Here is an 11,272-nt window from a genome sequence, read left to right on the forward strand (position 1 = left end):
AGAAGATATATGGCAGAGTGGACAGAAAGAGCCGAGCTTTTATTTACAAAAGAGGGATTACAAAATTTACAAAACTCCAATGTTTTGGTAGTGGGTTTAGGCGGAGTTGGATCATTTGCGGCTGAGTTTTTGGCAAGAGCGGGAGTAGGAAGTATGACAATTGTAGACGGAGATGTAGTCGATATTACAAACATCAACAGACAATTACCAGCTTTGCATTCAACTGTTGGTCAGCCTAAAATTACAATCGTAGGAGATCGTTTAATGGATATTAATCCTGAATTGAAACTTACCCGCGTGCAGGAGTTTTTATCTCCGGAAAGAGCGTTTGAGATCGTATCTCCAGAGTTTGATTATGTATTGGATTGTATAGACAGTATTACGCCAAAATTAAACCTTATTATTGCATCGAAACGCAAAAGGGTTAAAATCATTAGCAGTATGGGCGCCGGTGGAAAAATGTTAGCTTCTAAAGTAAAAGTTACTGATATTTCTAAAACCATTAACTGCTATTTTTCTAAAGCCATCAGAAAACGCCTGAAAGCAGAAAAAATAAACAAACTAAAAGTGGTTTTCTCCTCTGAAATTCAAGACGAAAAAAGCTTAAAATTAACCGACGGAAAAAACTTTAAAAAGTCATTCTACGGAACCAACAGCTATATGCCGGGTTTATTTGGTCTATATGTAGCCGAAACCGTGATCAGGCATTTGCTTAAGAAAGAGTAAAAATTTGTTTTAAAAATGCTTCAGGTTTCACGTTTCAAGTTCAGCAACGAAGTAAACTTTGTCAAAGTTTAAAACTTTGACAAAGTTATCGTAAGCAGAGAAACCTGAAACAACAAAACTTTGAACCTTTGTTGCTCACAACCTTTGAACCTAAAAAAAATGATAAAAACAGTAATTTTTGATATGGATGGTGTAATTGTAGACACTGAACCCGTTCATCGTTATGCCTACTACAAACAATTCTCAGAATTAAATATTACAGTAACCGAGGAAATGTACACTTCGTTTACCGGATTTTCGACTAGAAATACGTTTCAGACGCTAAAAGGATTTTTTCCAACTATTGAGCACGAAGTTGAAGATTTAATCCAAAGAAAAAGAAGTATATTTAATGATGCTTTTGATACCAAAGAAGATTTGTATCTTTTAGAAGGTGTAGAAGATCTTATTAAAGATTTATATACCAGCGGAAAACAGTTGATTCTGGCTTCATCGGCTTCAAAAGTTACGATTGATCGTGTTTTTACGAGATTCAATCTGCATCAGTATTTTACGGATATTGTTAGCGGGGAAGATTTTCCTCAATCAAAACCAAATCCGGCAATATTTATTCATGCGGCTTCGTTGTCAAAAGCACCAAAAGAAGAATGTATTATTATTGAAGACAGCACAAATGGTGTAAAAGCAGCAAAAGCGGCCGGAATCTACTGTGTGGGATACAACAGCCATCATTCTAAACTGCAGGATTTATCAGATGCAGATAGTATTATCAATGATTTCAGCGAATTAAATGCTCAAAAAATATCACAGTTAAAATGCTGAATTATAGAAAATTTAACATTTGTTCGGTAATTGAATTTGTAAATTTGAACAAAACAAAATAAACTCAAACAATGAAAAAAATACTTATTGCATTAGCCATAATTTTGGCTCCTTTTGCTACAGAGGCGCAAATAAAAACACCACAAGCGAGCCCTAAAGGGTATATCAAACAAACAGTTGGATTAACTGATGTTGAAGTTACCTACTCAAGGCCGGGCGCGAGAGGCAGAGCGGTTTTCGGGAATTTAGTTCCGTTTGGTAAATTATGGAGAACCGGAGCTAACGAAAATACAATCATTAATTTTAGTGATGATGTAGTGATCGATGGTAAAACATTGAAAAAAGGAAAATATGCAATTTATACCATTCCTAAAATCGAAAGCTGGGAAGTGATTTTTTATCTTTCTACAGACAACTGGGGATTACCTGAAAACTGGAACGATGCTTATGTGGCTTTAAGAACTACTGTAAAAGAAGATGCTTTACCAACTCCACTTGAGACATTTACGATTGGTATTAATGGTTTAGATCCAAACTTCGGATATCTTGATATGGCTTGGGAAAACTCTCATGTAGCTTTAAAATTCGAAGTTCCAACAGCTAAAATCGCTACAGCAAGTATCGAAAAAGCGCTAAACGGACCATCAGCTAATGATTATTTTGCTGCTGCAACTTATTTGTTTCAATCAAACGGAAACATCGAGACAGCAAGAACTTATATCGATAAATCATTAGATATGAGTGCTGAAAAACCATATTTTATCTTAAGATTAAAATCACAAATCCAGGCAAAACAAGGAGACAAAAAAGGTGCGGTTGAAACTGCAAAAGCTTCTCTTGCCGCTGCTGAAGCTGCAAACAACCAGGATTACGTAAAATTAAATAAAGATAGTATCACAGAGTGGAGCAGATAATATTTTTTTTGAATTATTAAATTCCAACTGGTAGATTTTAAATAAAATTCCAAATTCCAATTAAATATTGGAATTTGGAATTTTTGTTTTTATTGAATTTCATTTTTTTGTCATCTCGACGTAAGTAGAGATCAAACTCGAAACTCGACAAAGATTTGCGATTTACTATGCAGAATTCATAGTGTGATTTCTCCTTACGTCGAGATGACAAGTTTGTGTTATGAAATATAAAAAAAAAATAAACAGACAGACTTGTCTGTTTTTAGAAAATAATTATTTACATTTGCATATCTTAGAACGATTATCAAATGTTACCAAAAGAAAGAATTTTAGATACAGTCTCAGTTTTATTCCACAAGCAGGGATATAATGCTACGGGTATTAATCAGATTATAGAAGCAGCCAAAGTAGCGAAAGCGAGTTTTTATCAGCACTTTAAATCAAAAGAAGATTTGTGCGTGGCTTTTTTAAATGAGCGTCATTCTTTTTGGTTCAATGCATTAGAAAACTTCACTTTGACCCAAAAAGATACGAAATCAAAAGTTCTGGCTTCTTTTGACTTTTTGATAGATATGAATCAGAAAGAGAATTTTAGAGGCTGTAGTTTTCTTAATATTCTATCTGAAATCCCTTCAGATAATGTAAAGATTCTCAACGTAATTCAAAGCCATAAAACAGATTTACGTCACTATTTTAAAGCTATTTTAGGAGATAATCTTATCGCAGATCATACTTATTTACTTTTTGAAAGCTGTATTATCGAAAGCCAGTTATTCAAATCGAATCAATTGATAGAACAATCAAAAAAAATCATTCAAACCCTAATTTCATAAAAATGGAACAAAAACTACCGTTGCCACCTTTCACATATGAAACAGCAATACAAAAAATCCAGTTGGCCGAAGACGCCTGGAACAGTCAGGATCCCGAAAGAGTTTCGAAAGCGTATACAATAGACAGCGAATGGAGAAACAGAGACCAATTTGTAAACGGGAGGGAAGAAATAGTAGTTTTTCTAACTAAAAAATGGCAAAAAGAACAAAACTATAAACTAAAAAAAGAATATTGGGCACATAGTGAAAACCGAATAGCTGTTCGATTTGAATATGAATATCAAAATCTTCAGGGAGACTGGTTCAGAGCGTACGGAAATGAAAATTGGGAATTTGATGCAAATGGTCTTATGCAAAAAAGGTTCGCCAGTATAAACGATCTTGCGATTAAGGAAGAAGACAGAAAGCTGAAATAAAATTAGTTAGTTCATACTTGGCGGTTCAGGAATTTTAATGCTGCGCTTGATTTTCTTTACAATTAAAAGATAAAAAGTGATGCCGCCTAAAATAATTAGCAAAGCAATTTGCAGCTGCCCAAGGCTATTGTTTTTACTATACATAGCATTCGCACTGGCCAATTTAGCCTTTCCTTCCTGAATCTGAATATTCGATAATGATTCTAAAGTCAATAATGCATCATGGCTCAGACTTGCAATTTTACTCCAATTTTTGCTTGCAACCTGCTTGTTTATTTCTTTACATGAAATCAAGAAGGTATCAAAATACTGTTTTTCTTTATTCGTCAAAACGGTTTTCGCATACAAATCATCAATATTATGAATCACGTCTAAGGTATGAATGATCTCATTTTTTTTAGTATTATCGCTTAAATCAAGCTTTTCCGCCTCGGCTTTTATAAAATGAAGTTCTTTAGAATACTGAAAAATATAATGCGCCACCACCAATCGGTCGTTATAAATCGCATTAATATTCTCGTTTACATTTTTTGAATTTTGCAGTGTATTAAAATTTCCCAACAAAATGATCAGCATCACAATAAGTAAAATAAAAGCAGCCTTTGTTTTATTGCTATATTTTTTTAAATCCTTCATGATGATGCGTTTTAAATTGATTTTATAAACTGATTATCAGTTTTTTAAGGAAATATAATCTTTAGATTTAAACCTTTATTTCGAAAGAATTTCAATGTTTAAGCCTTTCTCTATATTTTTTATGGCACCAATTGGCGCAATTTTGATAGATTTATTTCCTTTTTGAACATAAAAATAATAAATACTATTGGAGTTAATGAGGAAAATTTGTTCAGATTCGCCGCTATTGTAGTTTAGTATATTATTGTATTTTAATTTATTCTCTTTTATACTGTGCATAGTCATGTAACCACCCGCAACTCCTGTTCCAACAAAAAATGATAATAATATCAAAGCAAACATTTTAAAAGAAGCAAAAATGTGATATTTATTAATTTCCTCTTCTGATAATTCTTCTGTAGTTTTCAATTCAAATATTTTCTGAAGCGTCTTATTGTCTTTGTTCCTGAGGTATATTTTTGGCAAATAATAATGAAATACAAAAAGCGAAACTATAAAAACCAATGTTATTGGGTTTGAAGTGAACTCTGCAATTGGACTAATTAAGATATCCATAATAGTTGAGTATTTCAGAATGTTTATTCCTAGTTGGTAGTTAAAAATACTCTCCTTAAGTATTCCTAATATTACAAGGTAAAGGTAACCTAGCGGAAGTAATTTTTGTATTTCCTCTGAATATTTCATTTATATAGTTTTGTTTTGGCGAATACTAAAATAGTACTTTTTTATTATAAATATCCAATAGATGAATTGCAAAGAAAATTATTATCTGTTTTGATAGACTAATGTTCTGGTTTGCTTGTTTACAATTTCAGCGGCTTTACTTAGAAATACCGGATTTGTGCATTCTCCATAGCTGATATAAACGATGTGATCGTCATCATCGAGGTTTTGGTTTCTCTTTTGGGCTTCGATAGAACTGTCCATTCCCATAATTAATATAACTGGAGTTTTTTCGTGATAGAGTTGTGTCGCAATTCCTATCAAGCGGTTTTTGCCCATTTGTTGTATTTCTTTATCCTGGTATGCCAAAAGCATCATACAATATGCAAGAGAACAAAGTTTCACATTTTTAAAAGCAGTATATTTTTCTAAAACCTTAGAACCTTGATTCAGATTCTCAAAACATTTTGTGTAAAGCTGAGCCGAAATCGAATTATCTTCAATTTTTATACTCTCATCCGCATTTTGACTTTTGGCCTGAAAGCTTAAAATTAATAATAGCAAGGATAGAAATTTTGCAATCATGGTCTTAAAATTTAATTCTAAAAAGGAGAAGCTTCAACTCTTGATTTATATTATATTTTAATACTTTTTCTGGTTTCTTTTTCGAATTAAAAAAAGAATCAAAGTAATAATTAAAGCAGTCAGAAAAACATAAAACCTAAGATTGGTACTTATTGTTCCGCCTTCATTATCCCAGGGAGGACCTAATGTAATTGTAGTTAGAATCGCTTCAACGAAACCAATAAGTATTCTGCCGAATATTCCGCCTATTCCTTCTCCACAATCTTTGCAGATAGAAAATCCATAAATAAATCCGGTTAAAGGAAAAGAAAGTAAAACTCCAATAATGGCAGAAGTAAATAAAATCCTTCTGTCTGTTGTTATCTTTTTTTCCATGAATTTAATTTTGCTTTAATTCTTGTAAAATCTATAATTGAAGTAAATTGCCTTTTTTTAAGCCAAAAATTTAACTTTATAATTCCCTCATCTTCAGGATAAAAATCAAATTGATCAACATTTCCGTAAATATTGGGTGGAGTAAAAATTATATTGTATTTGAAATCAGTAGTTAATTTATCCTTGACATAACGCTCTGCAAATTTCAGGGAAACCAAACTGGCTCCTTGCAAATGAAATAAAAATTCTTGTTGTGTCATGAATATATTTAAATCAGAATTAACTATTTATTTTTATCTAACCACTTTCAAAAAAAGATGAGCGCTAACTTTATTTTGCCTTAGATTGTTCAATTTTATTACCCAAATAAATACATAAACAACCAAAAATGAGTAAAATAAATAATAATTCTTGAGCTCTTGATCGGTTAGTTTCAAAATTGAACTCTGTTCTTCCGTCGATATCGATTCTAAAAACTTCGGGCTCAACTTGATTCTTGTCCCATCTTTTTATCCATACAACAACTTTATCTGAACCTTTAAATAGGATTCTATTTTATCATTTTCAGTATATCCATTATATAAGGGATTGGCAGAACCTCCAGATAGAATAAAGGATTTGTTAAATTCATTAAGAGAGAAAACTAAAGTTGAAAATCTACCATAAGTTTCATGTCCATATTTATCTTTACTTGTACTGATACCCTCTGAGTAGTTTGTTGCCTTAATAGTTCCTTCAAGAGGAATTAGCATACTTATATGTGTTATTGCAATTGGAGCGAAAATATATATACCTATCAAAATTGTTCCTAGACCCAAAAAGGATAATTTATTTTGATAAAATATTCTACGTTTAAAAAGTGCTGTCATTATTCTCTAATTACTCCAAAACCACACTATCAGATTCTTTTTCTCCTCTAAAAAAAGCAATCTGCATAAACAGTGCTAATATTATAGTCAAAATAGCTCCAATAAAATTCAGCCATAAATAGCCTAATTTTTCCTGACCGCTTGGATGTATGGCAATCATAAAATAATAGATAACAAAGATGGTTATCTGGCTAATGATAGCACTAATAAACATCGCTTTTGCCTTTACACGACGCAGATAGAATCCAACTAAAAAGATTCCTAAAACGGTTCCGTAGAAAATAGAACCAATGATATTAACCAACTGAATTAAATTCTCGAACAAAGTTCCCACACAGGCAAATAATATGGCAACAACACCCCAGAATAAGGTGAAAAATTTGGTTGCGTTTAGATAATGCTTTTCAGATTTTACGGTTCTTAAATTTCGTTTATAAATATCAATTGCTGTTGTAGAAGCCAGAGCATTTAATCCCGAAGCCGTTGATGACATTGCCGCCGAAAGAATTACGGCCAATAATAAACCAATAAGTCCTTTAGGTAAATAATTGAGGATAAAATGGAAAAACACATAATCCTTGTCGTTGGTTTCACTGGCAGGATCGGCTCTTGAAATTATTTCTTTGGCACGATCACGCAAATCTTTTTCCTTGTTAGATAAAGTTACCAGTTCTTTTCGTAAAATAGGGTTATCAAAATCCTGGTTCAACTGGTCGATGTACAATAAATTAATTACCTTTTTATCTTCTGAAAGGGTGACTAATTTTTTCTCTAAAGCATGATACTCTTCTTTATAAGCTGATTTTTCAATGACAATTTTATTATTCGGATTAAAATTCAATGGAACAGGATTGAACTGAAAAAACACAAAAACCATAACTCCGGTCAACAGAATAAAAAATTGCATCGGCACTTTAAGAAGTCCGTTCATGATTAATCCCATCTGGCTTTCGCGAACTGATTTTCCGGATAAATAACGTCCAACCTGAGACTGATCAGTTCCAAAATAGGCGAGGGCAAGGAAAAAACCACCCGTGATTCCGCTCCAGAAAGTATATTTTTCTTCCGGATTAAAAGAAAAATCAACAATATTCATTTTGTCATTAGCACCCGCAATATGCAATGCGCTTGTAAAAGTCATATCGTTTGGCAGGTAATGTAAAATCAGGAAAAATGTAATAAACATTCCCGACATAATCACAAACATTTGCTGTTTCTGTGTTACGTTTACCGCTTTTGTTCCGCCTGAGAATGTATAAATGATTACCAGAACACCTATAATAATATTCATTAAAGTCAAATTCCAACCCAAAAGTGCCGACAAAATAATGGCAGGAGCATAGATAGTCAGTCCGGTTCCTAAACCTCTCTGAACCAAAAATAAAATAGCAGCTAATGATCGTGTTTTAAGGTCAAATCGTTTCTCAAGAAATTCATAAGCCGTAAAGACTTTATTTTTATGATATAACGGAATAAAAGTGACGCAAATTACGATCATGGCAATTGGCAATCCAAAATAGAATTGCACAAAACCCATTCCGTCATGATATGCCTGTCCCGGAGTCGATAAAAAGGTAATAGCGCTGGCCTGTGTTGCCATAACTGATAATCCAACGGTATACCAGGGAGTTTCGTTGTTGCCCAGAATAAAATCCTCGACGGTTTTACTTCCTCTGGTTTTCCAGGAGCCGTACCCAACAATAAATAAAAGCGTGACGATAAGTACGATCCAATCAAATAGTTGCATAGGTTATGAGTATAATTGCATGATTAAGAAAAAAATCACAATGTAAATAGCATTGGCCACCAAAACATAGGTGTAGCTTTTTTTCCATTTTTTAGTTTTTTTAGCTTCCATATTTTGAATGTTTATTTCTTTATTTCTTGTTTAGGAGCTTCTACAGGCTGTTTTAGCGAAATCATGTTCGATAGCAATCTATACGCTCCGGCAACACCTTCGGGTAATTCTCTAAAAAAGCTCAGACCGGTGTAAATATAGTATCCTTTTCCGTAAGGCGCTACCAGTAACGCGCCGTTTTTAGGAGATTCGCCTTTGTCATGCGATGATATAATAGGAGTGAAGGCAGGATCATATTGATCCGGATAATACAAACCTTGTTCTTGTGTCCAACCTTCGAAATCCTTTGAATTGATTTTGTTGGGTGTATTCAAAATAGGGTGATTAGGCGCCAGAAAAGTCACTTTAGCATTTTCTTCGGTCACACGATCGTTTGAAATTTTTAACGGATACGGTGCAATCTGATCGGTTACGGTTTTGCCATACGTATTGTATTGTACGATCATGTTTTTACCGCTTTTTACAAAATTGAAAAGTATGTTTTGTTTGTTGGCCAAAGCATTGACAGTATTATATGCACGAACTCCGGTAATAACGACATTAAACGAATCCAGCTTTTCGGGTGTGATTTCTTCGGGTTTAATAATCGTAACCTTATACCCCATTTGAGCCAGACTTTCAGGAACTTCGTCGCCTGCACCCATAATATAGGCAATAGCATCACCGTTTGTTTTTAAGTCAATTCGAATGCATTTTGATTCAGCTGGTTTCAAAACCATTTGCTTGGTAATGTGGCTGTAATCAATAATAGTCAGATCTTTGTCAAAACGTTTATTATCAACAGTAGCAATGCTTTTTGCAACAGCTTGCTCCGGGTTTACAGGTGGTGTTACTTCAAAATAAAATATCTGTTCGTTTCCTTTTTTATCCAGACTAAAAGCAATTTCTTTTGGAGAAACATTCCAGCTTTTAGGCAATTCCAGTTGTAGTTTTCCTTTAATTCCGTCTTTTCCTGCACGTACTTTTACAGGAATTATTTTGCTTTTTACAGATCCAAAAATTAGAACTTTTTCTAAAACTGAAGTAGTAACTTCAGGAACGATATCAAGGAAATTATACATTTCGCCTTTTACACCATCGTTATATTTGTAAACAACAGTACGTTCAAACGGAATTTCAATACCAGTTATTTTAACATTAAAAACTACTTTCACCTGTCTGATAATATCCGGAATACCAATATTTTCCTGATTCGAAACCGTGTACATTCCTACAGTTGCTTTTTCTTTTAACCAGTAGGGCTGAGTGTATTCGATATTGTTAGGAAGCTGAATTTGTAAATTTAATTTTTGATCGTTATTGTTATTTAATACTATATTTTGAGCAGTGCTTTTATTATCCGGTAAAGAAGTTACGCTAACCAATTGCATATCTACAGGAGATCTGTTAATAGCTTCAAGGCTTAATCTAATGGTACTTCCCGGAGTTGCTTCCTGCTCGCTGGCAACAGCTTCAAGATATAATCCTGAACAAGATGCAATTATATTTTTTATGGCTGCAGATTTTAAAGATTTCCAATGATCATCTTCTAAAGCTTCGATCATTTTGTAGGCTTTAACCAAATCCGGAATACTGGCTGACGGATTACTGAAATCATATTTTGCAATAATGGTGGTAATCAAATCACCAACTGGTTTTCCGTTTTTAACACGATTCCATGAAGTGTCGATCCCATCAAATAAATTGTCACGATCTTTTGGATTATCACCGTTTATAAGTTCTAAATATTCCATTTCCTGACCTCTTGCACCAGTGCTTCCAAAACCTTGCGATTGGTGTCGGCTTCGGCTCAAAGCAGCAATTTCCTGATTCGATTTCCCTATTCCGTTATAATAAACTCCTGTTTCTAATTTGGTAAATTTTGATTTATTAGCGGCGTCAAATTTTTCCTGACTGCCATAAAACCACCAAGACGGATTAAAAAACTGACGTTTTACCTGCCATGGTTTTACATATTTTAATTGTTCCGGATATATTTTCGGGTCGTTTGTAAGCTTAAAACTTTCAACGCTCAATATTGCCGACGATGTATGATGTCCGTGGGTCGTACCAGGAGAGCGATGATCAAATCTATTGATGATGACGTCTGGTTGAAATTTTCTAATGGTCCATACTACATCAGCCAGTACTTTATCTTTGTCCCAAATTTCTAAAGTTTCAGTAGGATTTTTTGAATAGCCAAAATCATTTGCTCGTGAGAAAAACTGCTCACCGCCATCTATTTTTCTGGCTTCGATTAATTCCTGAGTTCTAATAACGCCTAATAATTCACGCAATTGCGGTCCAATTAAATTCTGACCTCCATCACCGCGTGTTAAAGACAAATAACCGGTTCTGGCATTCATTTCATTTGCCATATATGAAATTAAGCGGGTATTTTCGTCGTCAGGATGGGCAGCCAAATACAAAACAGAACCTAAAAAATTCAGTTTTTTGATTTGATTGTAAATTTCGACAGAACTTGGTTTTTGTGGTTGTTGTGCAAAAGAAATGGAAATCCCTGTTAAAAAAATAAAAAGAATTTGAATCTGAATTTTTCGCATAGCGTAGTTAAATGGTTTGAAATAGCTTCAAA

Annotated in this window: 13 protein-coding genes; 5 read left to right on the plus strand and 8 right to left on the minus strand. The window is 33.5% G+C overall.

Annotated elements, in window-relative coordinates; translation table 11 throughout:
• Positions 1–9: 9 nt before the first annotated feature.
• From GIY83_RS07505 to GIY83_RS07525, 5 genes are all read left to right on the plus strand, one after another.
• Positions 10–726, plus strand: coding sequence for a ThiF family adenylyltransferase (locus GIY83_RS07505; protein ID WP_194618177.1), 717 nt, complete (start codon positions 10–12; stop codon positions 724–726).
• A gap of 159 nt (positions 727–885) precedes the next feature.
• Entirely contained in the window at positions 886–1,548 is a 663-nt protein-coding gene (locus GIY83_RS07510) for an HAD family phosphatase (RefSeq protein WP_194618178.1), read from the plus strand.
• A 71-nt stretch (positions 1,549–1,619) separates the two neighbouring features.
• The gene (locus GIY83_RS07515; protein ID WP_194618179.1) at positions 1,620–2,462 is read left to right on the plus strand and encodes a DUF2911 domain-containing protein; all 843 of its coding nucleotides are present in this window, start codon (positions 1,620–1,622) and stop codon (positions 2,460–2,462) included.
• 308 nt (positions 2,463–2,770) lie between these two features.
• Positions 2,771–3,295 carry a TetR/AcrR family transcriptional regulator gene (locus GIY83_RS07520; protein ID WP_194618180.1) on the plus strand — a complete coding sequence of 175 codons (525 nt, stop codon included), beginning with the start codon at positions 2,771–2,773 and terminating at the stop codon, positions 3,293–3,295.
• Positions 3,296–3,297: 2 nt separating this feature from the next.
• Entirely contained in the window at positions 3,298–3,711 is a 414-nt protein-coding gene (locus GIY83_RS07525) for a nuclear transport factor 2 family protein (protein WP_194618181.1), read from the plus strand.
• A 6-nt stretch (positions 3,712–3,717) separates the two neighbouring features.
• On the opposite strand, the gene GIY83_RS07530 is transcribed toward GIY83_RS07525, so the two are convergent.
• From GIY83_RS07530 to GIY83_RS07565, 8 genes are all read right to left on the minus strand, one after another.
• A complete protein-coding gene (locus GIY83_RS07530; protein ID WP_194618182.1) occupies positions 3,718–4,347 on the minus strand; it encodes an MCP four helix bundle domain-containing protein in 630 nt (209 codons plus the stop codon).
• Positions 4,348–4,422: 75 nt separating this feature from the next.
• Entirely contained in the window at positions 4,423–5,031 is a 609-nt protein-coding gene (locus GIY83_RS07535) for a hypothetical protein (RefSeq protein WP_194618183.1), read from the minus strand.
• 81 nt (positions 5,032–5,112) lie between these two features.
• A complete protein-coding gene (locus GIY83_RS07540; protein WP_208686117.1) occupies positions 5,113–5,595 on the minus strand; it encodes a hypothetical protein in 483 nt (160 codons plus the stop codon).
• Positions 5,596–5,652: 57 nt separating this feature from the next.
• Positions 5,653–5,970 (minus strand): hypothetical protein, encoded by a 318-nt coding sequence (locus GIY83_RS07545; protein ID WP_194618186.1) that lies wholly within the window; start codon positions 5,968–5,970, stop codon positions 5,653–5,655.
• Entirely contained in the window at positions 5,955–6,230 is a 276-nt protein-coding gene (locus GIY83_RS07550; protein ID WP_208686119.1) for a hypothetical protein, read from the minus strand. The genes GIY83_RS07545 and GIY83_RS07550 overlap by 16 nt, the downstream gene beginning before the upstream one ends.
• Before the next feature lie 249 nt (positions 6,231–6,479).
• Positions 6,480–6,839, minus strand: coding sequence for a hypothetical protein (locus tag GIY83_RS07555; protein ID WP_208686121.1), 360 nt, complete (start codon positions 6,837–6,839; stop codon positions 6,480–6,482).
• Between the two features lie 10 nt (positions 6,840–6,849).
• Positions 6,850–8,586, minus strand: coding sequence for a sodium:solute symporter (locus tag GIY83_RS07560; protein WP_208686123.1), 1,737 nt, complete (start codon positions 8,584–8,586; stop codon positions 6,850–6,852).
• A gap of 122 nt (positions 8,587–8,708) precedes the next feature.
• Entirely contained in the window at positions 8,709–11,240 is a 2,532-nt protein-coding gene (locus GIY83_RS07565) for a PIG-L family deacetylase (protein WP_208686125.1), read from the minus strand.
• Positions 11,241–11,272 lie beyond the last annotated feature (32 nt).

Origin of the sequence: Flavobacterium sp. SLB02, from assembly GCF_009664855.1 — a bacterium.
Lineage (GTDB): Bacteria > Bacteroidota > Bacteroidia > Flavobacteriales > Flavobacteriaceae > Flavobacterium.

Coding starts and splice junctions, on each gene's coding strand:
- GIY83_RS07520 (WP_194618180.1), top strand. CDS start 2,771: ATGTTACCAAAAGAAAGAATTTTAGATACAGTCTCAGTTTTATTCCAC.
- GIY83_RS07515 (WP_194618179.1), top strand. CDS start 1,620: ATGAAAAAAATACTTATTGCATTAGCCATAATTTTGGCTCCTTTTGCT.
- GIY83_RS07505 (WP_194618177.1), top strand. CDS start 10: ATGGCAGAGTGGACAGAAAGAGCCGAGCTTTTATTTACAAAAGAGGGA.
- GIY83_RS07550 (WP_208686119.1), bottom strand. CDS start 6,230: ATGACACAACAAGAATTTTTATTTCATTTGCAAGGAGCCAGTTTGGTT.
- GIY83_RS07535 (WP_194618183.1), bottom strand. CDS start 5,031: ATGAAATATTCAGAGGAAATACAAAAATTACTTCCGCTAGGTTACCTT.
- GIY83_RS07540 (WP_208686117.1), bottom strand. CDS start 5,595: ATGATTGCAAAATTTCTATCCTTGCTATTATTAATTTTAAGCTTTCAG.
- GIY83_RS07530 (WP_194618182.1), bottom strand. CDS start 4,347: ATGAAGGATTTAAAAAAATATAGCAATAAAACAAAGGCTGCTTTTATT.
- GIY83_RS07560 (WP_208686123.1), bottom strand. CDS start 8,586: ATGCAACTATTTGATTGGATCGTACTTATCGTCACGCTTTTATTTATT.
- GIY83_RS07510 (WP_194618178.1), top strand. CDS start 886: ATGATAAAAACAGTAATTTTTGATATGGATGGTGTAATTGTAGACACT.
- GIY83_RS07565 (WP_208686125.1), bottom strand. CDS start 11,240: ATGCGAAAAATTCAGATTCAAATTCTTTTTATTTTTTTAACAGGGATT.
- GIY83_RS07525 (WP_194618181.1), top strand. CDS start 3,298: ATGGAACAAAAACTACCGTTGCCACCTTTCACATATGAAACAGCAATA.
- GIY83_RS07555 (WP_208686121.1), bottom strand. CDS start 6,839: ATGACAGCACTTTTTAAACGTAGAATATTTTATCAAAATAAATTATCC.
- GIY83_RS07545 (WP_194618186.1), bottom strand. CDS start 5,970: ATGGAAAAAAAGATAACAACAGACAGAAGGATTTTATTTACTTCTGCC.